The organism is Niallia taxi, from assembly GCF_004005475.1.
Lineage (GTDB): Bacteria > Bacillota > Bacilli > Bacillales > Cytobacillaceae > Niallia > Niallia taxi.
Genome location: NZ_RZTZ01000005.1, coordinates 239,310 through 253,886 on the forward strand (window position 1 = coordinate 239,310; position 14,577 = coordinate 253,886).

15 protein-coding genes are annotated in these 14,577 nt (G+C 39.1%); 14 read left to right on the forward strand and 1 reads right to left on the reverse strand.

Going from position 1 to position 14,577, the window contains the following annotated elements; all coding sequences use genetic code 11:
- Positions 1–40: 40 nt before the first annotated feature.
- Positions 41–889: an STAS domain-containing protein gene (locus EM808_RS14910; protein WP_127738996.1), complete on the reverse strand. Its 849-nt coding sequence runs from the start codon at positions 887–889 to the stop codon at positions 41–43.
- Positions 890–1,054: 165 nt separating this feature from the next.
- Here EM808_RS14910 and prfA point away from each other — a divergent pair, with 165 nt between their 5' ends.
- The 14 genes from prfA (at position 1,055) to EM808_RS14975 (ending at position 14,271) form a co-directional block, all read left to right on the forward strand.
- Positions 1,055–2,128: a peptide chain release factor 1 gene (prfA, locus tag EM808_RS14915; RefSeq protein WP_127738997.1), complete on the forward strand. Its 1,074-nt coding sequence runs from the start codon at positions 1,055–1,057 to the stop codon at positions 2,126–2,128.
- 10 nt (positions 2,129–2,138) lie between these two features.
- Entirely contained in the window at positions 2,139–2,996 is an 858-nt protein-coding gene (gene prmC, locus EM808_RS14920; protein ID WP_127739131.1) for a peptide chain release factor N(5)-glutamine methyltransferase, read from the forward strand.
- A 121-nt stretch (positions 2,997–3,117) separates the two neighbouring features.
- Positions 3,118–3,864: a stage II sporulation protein R gene (spoIIR, locus tag EM808_RS14925; RefSeq protein ID WP_127738998.1), complete on the forward strand. Its 747-nt coding sequence runs from the start codon at positions 3,118–3,120 to the stop codon at positions 3,862–3,864.
- The gene (locus EM808_RS28610) at positions 3,857–3,994 is read left to right on the forward strand and encodes a hypothetical protein (protein WP_164849670.1); all 138 of its coding nucleotides are present in this window, start codon (positions 3,857–3,859) and stop codon (positions 3,992–3,994) included. Before spoIIR ends, EM808_RS28610 begins: the two co-directional genes overlap by 8 nt.
- A gap of 85 nt (positions 3,995–4,079) precedes the next feature.
- Complete coding sequence (locus tag EM808_RS14930) at positions 4,080–4,538, forward strand: GNAT family N-acetyltransferase (RefSeq protein ID WP_127738999.1); 459 nt, start codon at positions 4,080–4,082, stop codon at positions 4,536–4,538.
- Positions 4,539–4,702: 164 nt separating this feature from the next.
- Positions 4,703–5,743 (forward strand): L-threonylcarbamoyladenylate synthase, encoded by a 1,041-nt coding sequence (locus EM808_RS14935; RefSeq protein ID WP_127739000.1) that lies wholly within the window; start codon positions 4,703–4,705, stop codon positions 5,741–5,743.
- Between the two features lie 102 nt (positions 5,744–5,845).
- Positions 5,846–6,400 carry a manganese efflux pump MntP gene (locus EM808_RS14940; RefSeq protein WP_127739001.1) on the forward strand — a complete coding sequence of 185 codons (555 nt, stop codon included), beginning with the start codon at positions 5,846–5,848 and terminating at the stop codon, positions 6,398–6,400.
- A 190-nt stretch (positions 6,401–6,590) separates the two neighbouring features.
- The gene (locus tag EM808_RS14945) at positions 6,591–7,040 is read left to right on the forward strand and encodes a low molecular weight protein arginine phosphatase (RefSeq protein WP_127739132.1); all 450 of its coding nucleotides are present in this window, start codon (positions 6,591–6,593) and stop codon (positions 7,038–7,040) included.
- Positions 7,041–7,051: 11 nt separating this feature from the next.
- On the forward strand, positions 7,052–8,344 hold the full coding sequence (locus EM808_RS14950; protein ID WP_127739002.1) for a methyl-accepting chemotaxis protein: 1,293 nt from the start codon (positions 7,052–7,054) through the stop codon (positions 8,342–8,344).
- A gap of 147 nt (positions 8,345–8,491) precedes the next feature.
- Complete coding sequence (gene rpiB / locus EM808_RS14955; protein WP_127739003.1) at positions 8,492–8,941, forward strand: ribose 5-phosphate isomerase B; 450 nt, start codon at positions 8,492–8,494, stop codon at positions 8,939–8,941.
- 32 nt (positions 8,942–8,973) lie between these two features.
- Positions 8,974–9,546, forward strand: a complete 573-nt coding sequence (locus tag EM808_RS14960; protein ID WP_127739004.1) for a TIGR01440 family protein — start codon at positions 8,974–8,976, stop codon at positions 9,544–9,546.
- A gap of 303 nt (positions 9,547–9,849) precedes the next feature.
- Positions 9,850–11,091 carry a serine hydroxymethyltransferase gene (locus EM808_RS14965; protein ID WP_127739005.1) on the forward strand — a complete coding sequence of 414 codons (1,242 nt, stop codon included), beginning with the start codon at positions 9,850–9,852 and terminating at the stop codon, positions 11,089–11,091.
- A 155-nt stretch (positions 11,092–11,246) separates the two neighbouring features.
- Positions 11,247–11,876 carry a uracil phosphoribosyltransferase gene (gene upp / locus EM808_RS14970; protein ID WP_127739133.1) on the forward strand — a complete coding sequence of 210 codons (630 nt, stop codon included), beginning with the start codon at positions 11,247–11,249 and terminating at the stop codon, positions 11,874–11,876.
- A 136-nt stretch (positions 11,877–12,012) separates the two neighbouring features.
- Positions 12,013–14,271: a S8 family serine peptidase gene (locus tag EM808_RS14975; RefSeq protein ID WP_127739006.1), complete on the forward strand. Its 2,259-nt coding sequence runs from the start codon at positions 12,013–12,015 to the stop codon at positions 14,269–14,271.
- Positions 14,272–14,577 lie beyond the last annotated feature (306 nt).

The following is a 14,577-nucleotide window of genomic DNA, read 5'->3' on the forward strand; positions in this document are numbered from 1 at the left end:
CAAAAAAAGTCCCCATTAGAATGCTCTAATGGGGACTTTATTAGGAAGATACAGATAAGCCAAGCTTTGAAAGTGCCTGCTTGAGTGTGCTGTATGTAGGAACATTCTCAAGGCTAATCCCTAAATTATTGATGACTTGTGCTATATCGGGTCTTAGCCCTGATATACTCGCTTCCATGCCTGTGTACTTCAGAATCTTTACTAAGCTTAGAAGCCTTTGCAGTACCATCGTATCAATGGAAGATACGCCAGAAAGATCAATAAGCAGATGTCTAATTTCCCTTTCCTTGCAGCCTGCAGGGACATTTTCTAAGATTAGATTCCCTCTTGTTGTGTCAATGGCCCCAATAATCGGCAGAACTCCGATATGATTGATAATGGGGATAATCGGGTTGCTTAATTCATTGATTGTTTCTTGCTGCGCCTGAATTTTTTTGAGATTGTATTCGTGGTACATTTCAGTGAATTCATTGTTCAGTTTGTCAAAAGTGAGATGGAAGACCGAACTCCAATGCAATATGGTTGCCTGTGGAACATCTCCTATTTCTTCAATGAATATAGTAATCATTTCCCAGATGGTTTGCCTAGTCAGACTTAAAGCATGCAGTACTTGGTGAACAGGCACGCCAAGCTTTACTCTGCTTTTGGCAATTTCGTTTGCCCATTTCGATAAATTTGCGGAGAAGATAGTCTCATCATCTAAAAAAGAACTGATGACAGTTTCAATTGTAAAAGCATGTTGGGACCTGAGTAGATTGTTAACAGCATCAGTAGAATCTTTACTATAAATGGATCCTTCTTCGCCGTTTTTTATGACGAACCATTTTTCCGTAATTATTGGGGCCTTTTCCATTATATAGTGATAGACAGATTCGTTGGATAGAGACATTATTTGTCCTCTCTTTCTATGAATATCTTTATTATAAAGCAAAACGTTACAAGTTAAGCATTATATCCTCGTAAATGCTGTTTTTACATGTTAATTTGGTTTTGACGGGGATAATAGCCTATAATATAATTAAAATGTTATGGAAAAAAATTGAGGTGAATATTCGTGTTTGATCGTCTGCAAGCTGTAGAGGATCGTTATGACAGGCTTAATGAGCTATTGAGCGATCCTGAAATTGTCAATGATACAAAAAAATTGCGTGATTATTCTAAAGAGCAATCAGATATACAAGAAACGGTTGAAGTTTACCGGGAATATAAAGAAGTAAAAGCACAAAACCAAGATGCAAGATCAATGCTAGAGGAAAAGCTTGATTCAGAAATGCGTGCAATGGTTAAAGAAGAGTTGGATGAAACAGCAGCGAAAATTGAGGAATTAGAAGGACGTCTAAGAATATTGCTGATACCAAAAGATCCTAATGACGATAAGAACGTTATCATGGAAGTTCGGGGAGCAGCAGGTGGAGACGAAGCAGCGTTATTTGCTGGAGACTTGTTCCGTATGTACAGCCGCTATGCAGAATCACAAGGCTGGAAGATGGAAGTAATTGATGCGAGTTCAACAGGCGTAGGTGGATATAAGGAAATCATTTTCATGATAAACGGAAAAGGTGCTTATTCAAAGCTTAAGTTTGAAAATGGAGCACATAGGGTGCAACGTGTGCCTGAAACAGAATCTGGCGGAAGAATTCATACTTCCACTGCAACAGTTGCGTGTCTGCCTGAAGCAGAAGAGGTTGAAATTGAAATCCACGATAAGGATATCCGTGTTGATACATTTACTTCTAGCGGACCTGGTGGACAAAGTGTTAACACTACAATGTCTGCGGTAAGATTAACACATTTACCGACAGGAACAGTTGTATCTTGTCAGGACGAAAAATCGCAAATCAAAAACAAAGAAAAAGCAATGAAAGTATTACGTGCTCGTGTGTATGACAAGTTCCAACAAGAAGCACAAGCGGAGTATGACCAGCAGCGTAAGTCTGCAGTCGGTACAGGAGATCGTTCAGAACGTATCAGAACATATAACTTCCCGCAAAACCGTGTAACAGATCACCGAATTGGACTCACTATCCAGAAGCTTGATCAAATCCTGCAAGGGAAAATGGAAGATATTATTGATGCTTTGATTTTGGAAGAGCAATCAAGCCGTTTGGAAAGTGCATCAGATGTCTGATTCAGGACAAATGAAAGTATTTGAAGCCCTTAAATGGGCTTCTTCTTATTTGACTGTGCATGGTCGTGAGGAGTACGCTGGAGAACTGCTAATGCGTCATGTATTAGGAGCGACTCGTTCTGAGATGCTGATGAAATTTAGAGAAGAGATGAGTGAAGATGCCTTTTGCCAGTTCCAAAAGTATGTCCATCTTCATGGTGAAGGAAAACCGATTCAATATTTAATGGGTTATGAGGACTTTTACGGACGGACATTTACAGTCAATGAGGAGGTTCTTATCCCTAGACCGGAAACAGAAGAGCTTGTTTATAATATGCTAGAGCGAATCAAGGTGTTATATGGAAGTGAAATTGTTGATTTGGTTGATATTGGGACAGGGAGCGGGGCTATCGCAATAACGATGAAACTAGAATATCCACAGCTTCACGTGACTGCAACAGATCTATTTGAAGAATCCTTAAAGGTTGCAAGACAAAATGCAAAAGCACTTGAAGCAGAACTGGAATTTGTCCAAGGAGATTTGTTTGAGCCATTTTTAAAAGCTCAAAGAAAATTTGATGTAATATTGTCAAATCCTCCTTATATACCAGATCAAGATGCCGCTGAAATGTCCGTTGTCGTTACAGAGCATGAGCCTCATCGAGCATTATTTGCAGGAGCAGAGGGCTTGGATATTTACAGAAGAATATGCGAGCAGCTTCCTTCTGTGTTAAAGACTAAAGGCATTGTCGGCTTTGAAGTCGGCATGGGACAAAGTGAAGCAGTTTCAAAATTGATTGTGAATGCTTTTCCATCAGCAAAGGTAAATGTTGTGTATGACATTAACAAAAAGGATCGAATGGTATTTGCTGAAATAGGGTTTGAGTGACATTTTTATATTAGTTTGAACCGCGGATAATCCGCGGTTTTTTATTTCAAAAAAAATCAAACTTGCTAGTTTAAGAATCTATTAATCTGTCCACACTGTTTTTATGAGGGGGCGAATTAATATGAAAAGAAAATCAATGGCAACAATATATATATTTGTACTTATCCTATCAACTATTATGAGTTTATATATACCGAAAAATGAAGTGACAGCAAATGATGAAGTGGTAATTCCAAATGATGCTATTAGACTAAGAATATTAGCAAATAGCGATAGCGAAGAGGACCAAGCTTTAAAGAGAAAAGTAAGGGACGCAGTCAATGCTGAAATAACAAACTGGGTAGCAGATTTAACTTCTAAGGAAGCAGCAAAACAGCTTTTAAAGGATAAACAGCCGGAAATTCAAAAGATAGCAGAAAAGGTAGTTATGGAAGAAAGCTCAGATCAGACAGTAAAGGTGAAATTCGGTAAAGTAGATTTTCCTACAAAGCTATACGGAGAGTTTTTATATCCTGCTGGTGAATATGAAGCAATTTTAATTACATTAGGAGCAGGAGAAGGAGCAAATTGGTGGTGTGTGCTGTTTCCGCCATTATGTTTCCTTGATTTTTCTAACAGTGTCGCTGTAAGTGATGGCTTTGAAGAGGATAAGAAGGAAGAAGATAGCAAGAAGAAGGAAGAAGTAGTAGCAGAAAAGAAAGACAAAGCAGACGAAGAATCAAAGAAAGCTAAGGAAGATAAAAAAGCAGAAGTGAAAGAAGTAGCAAAAGACAGCAAAGAATATCCTGTTTATGTGGATGAAGAAAAAGAGAGTGACGTAGAAGTAAAGTTCTTCCTTGTAGAGTTATGGGATAAAATCTTTGGATGAGATACTAGGCCATCTGCACAAGTACATGCTGCTTGTAACAGATGGCTTTATTTTTGAAAGAGAGTTCGGCTGCATTAGGCATATACTGTATAATTATGCTTGCAATAATCTTATTGGTAGAGAAGATTAATAAAAATTCTATCATTTTTTTCAACTCCTTTTCATAGTAATAGAATGAACAGCTAATTCAATTTATGATAAAGGGGACTATAAATATGGAGCATATTGTTAGAACAGCAACTAATGGAGATATAGAGGGCCTGAAAAGCTTCTTAGGAAGAACGGAAGTCGAATTGCAGGATTTGGAGAATTGGATGGACTTCTGCCTTGTTGCGGAGGATACACAGTCAGGAGAATTAATGGGGACAATCGGCATTCAGCCTTTTGCTGACGCTGGGCTGTTAAGGGCGCTTGTGCTTAAAAATGGATCTGCCGAAGACATTTTGTATATGCTTCAACAGGCCATAAGGTTGGCTAAAGAACAAAAATTAGGTATGCTATATTGCGTAGTGAATAATAAGAATGCGAGGAATCTCTTCTATTTACTTGGATTTAAGGAGATAAATGTCGAAGATTTGCCTGTGGATGTCAGACAATCATCAACAGTAAAGACAGCAGAAGTTGTTAATAACTCGAAAATTATGTATTATTCGATAAACAATGTGGATAATTAGGAAGAGTTATCCACTGTTTTCGTCTTTTTATTCACAATTTGTGGACAAGTCAGATAAAAGACGAAAAAATCGCCTGTATTTGGTCAAATGAGAATTGTCGAAAATTGAAGAAACACAGGCGATTTCAATGTATTTACATAAGTTTTAAATAAAGGTGGATAAGTATGAAGACAAATTTATGGTCAGTGGATAAGTATGTGGATATAGATAGTAGTTATCCACAAATTAAACAAGCTGCAGACCTTTTAAACAAAAATGAAGTAATTGCATTTCCAACAGAAACAGTTTATGGACTTGGAGGGAATGCGAAAAGTGATGAAGCAATTGCTAAGATCTTTGCTGCGAAAGGCAGACCATCTGATAACCCGCTCATCATTCATATAGCAAAACAAGAGCAATTGGCAGAGCTTGTGAAAGAAGTGCCGGAGAAGGCAGAACAGTTAATGGAAGCCTTTTGGCCAGGAGCACTTACGATTATATTTCAGCTTAAAGAAGGCGCATTATCGAAGCTGGCAACTGCTGGACTTAATACTGTCGGCATAAGAATGCCTGACCATCCAGTTGCATTAAAATTATTAGAATTGGCCAATTTACCAATTGCTGCACCAAGTGCTAATACATCTGGAAAGCCGAGCCCTACTACTGCGCTTCATGTAACGGAAGATTTAGATTCAGTTATTGCCGGAATTGTGGATGGCGGTCCGACAGGTGTTGGTGTTGAATCAACGGTTATTGATTGTACTGATTCTGTCCCTGTGATACTTCGTCCGGGTGGTGTGTCCCAGGAGGATATCGAAAAAGTAATTGGGGAAGTGATGCTGGATAAAGCCCTTGTTAATAAAGATTCCGCACCAAAATCACCTGGCATGAAGTATACACATTATGCACCGAATGCTCCGCTGTATTTAGTGCAAGCACCGAAGGAAAGAATTCAAGAACTGGTTGCAGAAGAGCGCCGCAATGGCAAAAAGGCAGGAGTGCTTACAACAGAAGAAAACAAGGATTATTATCAAGCAGATTATATTTTTGTATGCGGAAAAAGAACGGACTTATCCACAGTTGCAGCAAATCTATATGACGGTTTAAGAAGTTTTAACCATAGTGATGTTGATATTATTTTCGCAGAGGTATTTCCATATGAAGGAGTGGGACATGCCATCATGAACCGTTTAATGAAAGCAGCCTCTCACCAAGTTATTGATTGACATACCGATTGTGTAAATTATTATTTTAACCCTCATTTATAATGCTTCTAAAAGAACTTGGACGTGCATATTCTCTAATTAGCAAGTCCAAGGAGGAAGGTAATGTCTACACTAATCGGAGAAATATTTACACTTGTTCTAATGGCATTTGCTTTAGGGATGGACGCATTTTCTGTAGGGCTAGGCATGGGAATGTACAGGCTCCGGCTAAGGCAAATAATGAAAATTGGAATCGTTATTGGAATATTTCATGTCATCATGCCACTTTTGGGAATCCTTGCAGGAAGATTTCTGTCTGATAATTTTGGGGGGATTGCTGGAATTATTGGTGGAGTTCTTCTGCTTATTTTAGGTGTGCAAATGATATGGGCAGGCTTTAAGGAAGAGGATGCCTACAAAATTACACCAGTTGGCTTCGGACTTATTGTGTTTGCGGTCAGTGTAAGTTTGGATAGCTTTTCCGTAGGGCTAAGCTTAGGTATTTATAAGGCCAATACATGGCTTGTTCTGCTTGCTTTTGGGTTAAGCGCAACACTGTTAACATGGCTTGGTTTAATTATTGGCAAAAAAGCTCAGGGTCTTCTAGGGAATTATGGGGAGGTTTTAGGTGGAGGAATATTGCTTGCCTTTGGCATTAAGCTGCTTTTACATCTATAAAATCTTAAGATTCAACATTGAGTAATCATTGGCAGCTTAAAAGTAAGCTGCTTTTTTATTTGGTAAAAACAGCTAAAACTCTACGTGGAAAGTGTAAATTTTGAAAATCCTGTCGATAGATATAGTAGTGAATCCAAATGGTGAAATAGAACGGCAATAAATCTATAATAACGTTAAAAGGGAGGTGGGAATAATGGTGCGAGTATTGTTTGTTTGTACGGGAAACACTTGTCGAAGTCCAATGGCAGAGGCCATCCTTAAAAACAGGGGAAAAGGGAATATGCAAGTAAAGTCTGCTGGAGTATATGCAATAGAAGGTTCAGAAGCTTCCTATCAAGTGAAGGAAGTGTTGACAGAAAAGGGGATAAAGCATAATCATCTTTCATCCATGCTGAATGCTGACTTAGTAGATTGGGCAACACATGTGTTTACAATGACAGTTGGACATAAGAATGCCATTGTCAGTCAATTTCCCCATGCAATTGAAAAAACATTTACATTAAAGGAATTTGTAAATGATGATAAGTATGGTGATATTGTTGATCCATTTGGAGGTTCGGTCGAGCTTTACAGAAAAACATATCAGGAGTTGGATGGCTTGATCCAGTCACTTATCAAAAAATTACAAGAGGAATACTAGGGGAGAAAAACATGGAAAAGATTGCTTCATATAAGTTCAGCTTGAGGAAAAAACTTGCCTTATTTATTACCATTCTAGCGCTTATTACGTATTCAACAAGTGCATTTTTCATCTACGTCCTATATCCTTTACTGCCAGGAATCGGAATCAGCGCCTTTGTATTCAATCTTATTACATTGACATTGGGTGTGCTATGGTCTGGATTTTTGGCGTTTTTAGCAGCTGGCTTTATTATTAAACCACTGCAAAGATTAGAGAAAAGTGCCATTAAAGCAGCACATGGGGATCTGTCTGAAGATGTGAAATTGTCAAGCTCTGATGATGAGATTCGATCACTCGGAACGGCTTATAACGATATGCTCTCTAATTTAAGAGAAATGGTCAAAAGTATTGAGAAAAACTTCAATAGTACGAATGCAACTGTTAAGACAATTACACAAAAATCGCAGGAAGCTCAAGCACAGACTGATTCTATTACAAGAGCAGTAGAAGAAATTGCGGGCGGATCAGAGGTAGCAGCTAATTCTGTGCAAGCAACAGCTGAAGCGGTGGAGCAATCAATGACTATCGCCCAAACTGTTCAAGAAACGGCAGATCATACTCAAGCGATCTCTAATGAAATGCTTTCAAACCTTGATGAGACAAATAAAGTAGTTCATTCACTTGTGGCAGGCCTTAAGCAATTGGCAGAGGAGAATAGCCGCTCTTTATCTTCCGTGAAAAGCTTGGAGGAAAATGCAGCGAAAATTGGTGATATTCTTAAGCTTGTTGGAACAATTGCAACGCAAACGAATCTACTTGCTTTAAATGCATCTATAGAAGCTGCAAGAGCAGGGGAGCATGGTAAAGGCTTTGCTGTTGTTGCTGAAGAGGTCCGAGTTCTTGCAGATGAAAGTGCGAAAGCAGTTGATGGAGTAGCGGAGCTTATCGATAGTATGCAATCAGAGGTAAGAAATGTTGCCGTTCAAATCAAGAAGCAGGTGCAAAGTGCTAATGCAGAGGCAGAGCAAGGGGTAAGAACAAATGCTACGCTTCAGGAAATGACAGCAATAGTGAAACAAATGGCAGATTCCACAAAACATATAACACAGCAGGTACATCAGCAAATGGAGCAGATTGAACATACCTCCCGCCAGTCGCAGGAAGTGGCGGCAATAGCGGAGGAGACATCTGCGGGAACGCAGCAGGTTATGATTATTGCAGATAATCAGGCGAAGATTATTAATGAGGTTGATATGCTTACACTTGAGCTGCAAGAGCAGGCTGAACAGCTGAAAGAAACAATCACTAGATTTAAGGTGTAGTCTTTTCTTTACGAGTTTTGCTTAGATTATTATACATTTTAGTTAATCTTTAAGGAGAGGCTGGCATTTCTAAAAAGAATGTAAACAGCCTTTCTATTTGCTCCTTTTTATGTGAAAATAATAGAGGAATATGAGGAGGTTAACAGGATGAAAGTTGCCATTGCTTCAGATCATGGTGGTTTAACCATTAGAGAAGAATTAAAAAATTTACTGGAAGAATTAAAAATAGAATATGTTGATTTTGGCTGTGACTGTAATGCTTCAGTCGATTACCCAGACTATGCACTGCCAGTTGCGGAAAAGGTCGCTAGTGGAGAATTCGACCGCGGAATACTTATTTGCGGCACTGGCATCGGTATGAGCATTGCTGCTAATAAAGTTAAAGGTGTTAGATGTGCACTTGTACATGATGTGTATAGTGCAAGATTGACAAGAGAGCATAATGACAGCAATGTAATTGCGATGGGTGAAAGAGTTATCGGGCCAGGACTTGCCCGGGAAATAACGAAGGTTTGGCTGCTTTCAGAATTTAGTGGCAGCAGACATCAAACAAGACTAGACAAAATAGCACAATACGAATTAGAAACATCCTCCTAAGCATATGCTAAATTGGAAAGGCTGTGTTGTTTATGAGTATAAATATATCAGCTCTGGAAAATCAGCTTCAGAGCATTGTTTCTGAATATCAAGAACAGGCAAAATTGACGGATCGCCATTTATTTGTCATTGGCTGTAGCACAAGTGAAGTAATTGGCCAGAAGATTGGTACAGCAGGTGCAGTGGACGTTGCAGGTATCATCTTCCAACAGCTTTTGAAGTATAAGGAAACAGCAGGTGTAGAACTAGCTTTTCAGTGCTGCGAACATCTTAATAGAGCTTTAGTTGTTGAGAGAAAGCTGCAAGAGGAAAAGAATTTATCTGAAGTATCTGTTATTCCTGTGCGTCAAGCTGGAGGTGCAATGGCAGCATATGCCTATCAGCATATGAAGGATCCAGTAGTTGTTGAACATATCACAGCAGATGGTGGCATAGATATCGGGGACACTCTAATTGGCATGCATATTAAGCATGTTGCCGTGCCAATAAGGGTTTCGCACAAGCAGCTTGGTGAAGCTCATGTCACGCTTGCTAAAACAAGACCGAAATTGATTGGCGGCCAAAGGGCTGTTTATGAAAAAACGAAAGATAATGAATCCTGCTAATAGAAAAAGATATCCCAAAAGTAGTTGGGATATCTTTTTTGTTTACATATATGGAAGAAAAACTGATTTGTATGTACGGGAATAATAGTGAATTTTGCAGTGGATTGGCTTTTTTATTATTTTAAGAAAGTAATAACATGAATTTATGCTATTTTTCTATTAAAAACACGAACATTTAATTTTAAATATAAAATAATAATTCGTATTTTTTAGCTTCTTTTTGAAATTGTTCCATGTTAGAATATAAGAAGATTTTACGTAGATTAAAAGATTTTTATATTATCCGTTATAGGGAGGATTCAAATGAAGCATTTAGCACAAAACGACCAGCAAGTATATCAAGCTATCCAGCAGGAACTAGGCCGCCAAAGAGCAAAAATTGAGTTAATCGCATCAGAGAATTTCGTGAGTGAAGCAGTTATGGAGGCACAGGGTTCTGTACTGACAAATAAATATGCAGAAGGCTATCCAGCAAAACGCTATTATGGCGGCTGCGAATACGTTGATATTGTGGAAGATATCGCCCGTGATCGTGCGAAAGAGATTTTTGGAGCAGAGCATGTCAATGTTCAACCACACTCTGGGGCGCAAGCAAACATGGCTGTATATTTCACTATACTTGAGCAAGGAGATACTGTGCTCGGGATGAATCTTTCCCATGGTGGTCATTTAACACATGGAAGTCCTGTTAACTTCAGCGGAGTCCAATATAATTTTATAGAGTATGGCGTAGATAAAGAAACAGAGCAAATCGACTATGAGGACGTGCTGGCAAAAGCACGCGCAAATAAGCCGAAATTGATTGTAGCTGGTGCGAGTGCATATCCTCGTGCGATTGACTTCAAAAAATTCCGTGAGATTGCTGACGAAGTTGGTGCATATTTGATGGTTGATATGGCTCATATTGCCGGTCTTGTGGCTGCAGGGTTACATCAAAATCCAGTTCCTTATGCAGATTTTGTTACAACAACAACACATAAAACATTAAGAGGTCCTCGCGGCGGAATGATTTTATGTAAAGAGGAATTCGGCAAAAAAATTGATAAGTCCATTTTCCCTGGGATTCAAGGCGGACCGCTTATGCATGTTATTTCTGCAAAGGCTGTTGCTTTTGGAGAAACACTGCAAGATGACTTTAAAGTATATGCTGAAAATATCATCGCAAATGCAAAGCGTTTAGCTGAAGGTCTGCAAAAAGAAGGATTAAGACTTGTTTCAAACGGAACGGATAACCACTTATTGCTAGTAGATTTGCAAACTCTTGGTTTGACAGGGAAAGTTGCAGAGCACGTACTAGATGAAGTTGGAATTACTGTAAACAAAAATACTATTCCATTCGATCCAGCAAGTCCATTCGTGACAAGTGGAATTCGTATTGGTACAGCAGCTGTTACTTCTCGTGGCTTCGGTTTAGAAGACATGGACGAAATCGCTTCTATCATTGGCTTCACATTAAAGAATCATGAAGATCAAGAAAAATTAGCAGAAGCAGCTAAAAGAGTTGAAGCATTAACTAGTAAATTTGTATTGTATAAAGAACTATAAGAAACACAAAGCCAGCCTATCATAAGCATAGGCTGGCTCTTTTTGGGGTAAAAATAATGTGAGTAAAAGAAAAAATTTCAGTTGATTTGAAAGCCTTTTTTCTGTAGAATTACAAGAAGTGTGTTTACGATAAAGAAGGAAACGGAGTGAAAGATGTGGCAAAAGTATACGTATTTGATCACCCACTTATTCAACATAAACTTACATACATTCGTGAGAAGCAAACAGGAACTAAAGAATTCAGAGAGTTAGTAGACGAAGTGGCAACATTGATGGCTTTTGAAATCACTCGTGATATGCCTTTAGAAGAAATTGAAATTGATACACCAGTTAGCAGAACGAAATCAAATGTGCTTTCTGGTAAGAAAATAGGGATTATTCCTATCCTGCGCGCAGGTATCGGAATGGTTGACGGCATCTTGAAGCTTATCCCAGCTGCAAAAGTTGGACATATTGGTCTATACCGTGATCCTAAAACGCTTAAGCCTGTAGAATATTATGTGAAGCTTCCATCTGATGTGGAAGAAAGAGACTTCATCGTTGTTGATCCAATGCTTGCAACAGGCGGATCTGCAATTGAAGCGATTAACTCCTTGAAGACTAGAGGAGGAAAAAACATCAAGTTCATGTGTTTAATTGCTGCACCTGAAGGCGTAGAGCTTTTAAAAGAAGCTCATCCAGATGTAGATATTTATATCGCTGCACTTGATGAAAAGCTAAATGAAAAAGGTTATATTGTTCCAGGTCTTGGAGACGCTGGTGACCGTTTGTTCGGAACTAAATAATGCTAAAAAGTTGGCTGGCCTATTAGGTCAGTCTTTTTTTTGTATTTAGATAATCCAAAAATGCCCAGACATAATTTATGCACAACTGCAAACTATAATGGCAACTACACCCCTCTATGCCTAAAGGAGAATACATATGAAGAAAATAATCCTTCTGCTCTTAGCTATAATCCTCCCTTGCGATCATTATACTTTTGCAGCCATGCACGAGCTTCCGGAACTTCCGGCTGAAAGCAAACAAGAAAAAAGAGTTGCCATTGTAAAATTAAAAGGCAGCTGTTCGGATGATAAAGTAAATAAAATAATGGCTAAACTGAAAAGTGGTCAAAAGAGAACAGTTTTTTGTGAAATTTTTTCAGGCTTTTCTGTACGTGCAAATCTGGAGGATTTGGACAAGCTGACAAGCTATCAAGATGTGGAGCTTGTATCCCAAGTTAAAACATATACAGCAGAAAGCGAAGGACCTGCAAAGATTATTGGCGCAGACTGGATTCAAGGAGCATCAAAAAGCCAATCATCTGCTTTGACAGGGAAAGGTGTAAAGGTAGGTGTCATTGATACTGGCATTGATTATAATCACCCTGACTTAAGGAGAAGTTATAAAAAGGGCTGGGACTTCGTTGATCGGGATAAAGACCCAATGGAAACTGTTGGGCATGGGCTAAGGGATACGCTTCATGGCACACATGTAGCAGGTATTATTGCTGCAAAGGGAAAGCTTAAGGGAATTGCCCCGAATGCAGAAGTATATGCTTATAGAGCTTTAGGTCCAGGAGGTTCTGGAACCACAGAACAAATATTGAGTGCAATTGAAAGAGCGATAAAGGATAAAGTGGATGTGCTTAACCTCTCACTTGGCAGTGAGGTAAATGGTCCAGATTTGCCGATAAGCCTCGCGTTAAATAAGGCAGTCGATAAGGGCATTGTTGCTGTTGCAGCTGCTGGGAATGCAGGTCCTGCTGATTGGACTGTTGGTTCTCCCGGTACTGCGGCAAAGGCAATTTCTGTCGGCGCAACTACACCAAAGTTAAAGGTACCTTTTTTAGAGGTGGACGGAGAAAAGATTATTTTAAATAAGATGGATAAGAGTAAGCAGTGGAGTTCTGAAAATGCATTGGAAATTGTGGAAGGCAAGCTTGGCTATCAAAAGGATTTGCAAAATGTAAAAGGCAAAATAGTTATTATTAAGCGAGGAGAGCTCACCTTTGGGGAGAAGGCTGAAAATGCTTATAAGGCAGGTGCGAAGGCTGTTCTTATCGCGAATGACATGGACGGACCACTGCTCGGCATGCTTGAAAGAGAAATTCCAATTCCAGTCGCAGGTGTTTCTAAAAAAGAAGGCAGCCAGCTGCAAAGAAAGCTTGGCAAAAAGAAAACTGTTTACGCGAAAATTAACAGCTACTGGGAACAGGATATACTTGCAGATTTCAGTTCAAGAGGACCTGTAACAAGCACTTGGGATATCAAGCCTGATGTCGTTGCACCAGGGGTTGTGATAAATAGCACAGTGCCAGGTGGTTATCTTGCCCTGCAGGGGACAAGTATGGCAGCGCCTCATGTGGCCGGCGCAGCTGCTCTTTTGCTTGAGGCTCATCCTGATTGGAGCCCGGAGGAAGTGAAGGCTGCATTGATGAATACAGCTCTTCCTCTTAACGACAGGGATGGCAAGCAATACAAGGTGTATGAACAAGGTGCTGGCAGAATTCAAGTTGATAAAGCAGTGAAGGCAAGTGTGTTGATTATGCCAGGAAGCATGCGCTTCGGAAAGTTTAAGCTAGCAGATCATCTGCATGAACATACAGCATATATTACGATTAGTAACAAAGGAAAGTCGTCCGAATGGATTACGTTTAATCAGCCAAGTATACAGAGTGGTGTTACATGGCAATTGCCGCTGTCCTTAACGCTAGCCGCAGGTGAAACGAAAAAACTGCCCATTAAGATGATGATAGACAGCGAGCTCTTTAAAAACAAGCTCCAAAATGGTGCAATCGTGGTGAACGCAGGCAGGCAGAAGGTGACAGTGCCATACTTGTATGTGCTTGAGGAGCCGGAATATCCGCGCTTAATGGGGTTCAATATGGTGCAGGAGAATAACGGAGGCTTCAGTTATGAAGCGTATTTACCTACTGGAGCAGAAGAATTTGGTATTGCAGTCTTTGATAAGGAAACATTAAGATTTGTGAAGTTTTTGGATTGGAAAAAAGAAGTGAAAAGAGGTCAATTAAAGGGCAATATTAAAAAAGAGGTTTTACCGCAGCAAGGCATCTATGAAATTGTTGCATTTGCTAAAAAGGCAGGAAAAGAAGATGCGGTTAGTGGTCAGTTAAGTGTAATAGGAAGTCATGCTTTATATAATAGTATAGAAAACGAAAGTGATAAAGAAAATTTGTAAAAATATCCCTTAAATAAAACTAATAGGAAATAATTTGAAAGATATGTGAATTTACTCCTTTTCCGATATAAAATTTTTTGATTCATGATAGAATAAAAAAGAAAAATTTTACCGGGAAAGGAGAGCTAGCAGAAGACTGTATCAACGCGGTTTGCAAATGGATACAATATTTTTGGAGATACATGATCTTAACGTTTTTATGTTGTTAATTACAATTGACATTTGACATAACCTTATTGTATGCTTACAAAGTAGATGATAGGGTTTTCAGGGCCTTTTCAAAAAAATATCTCTTTTTTGTTCTGC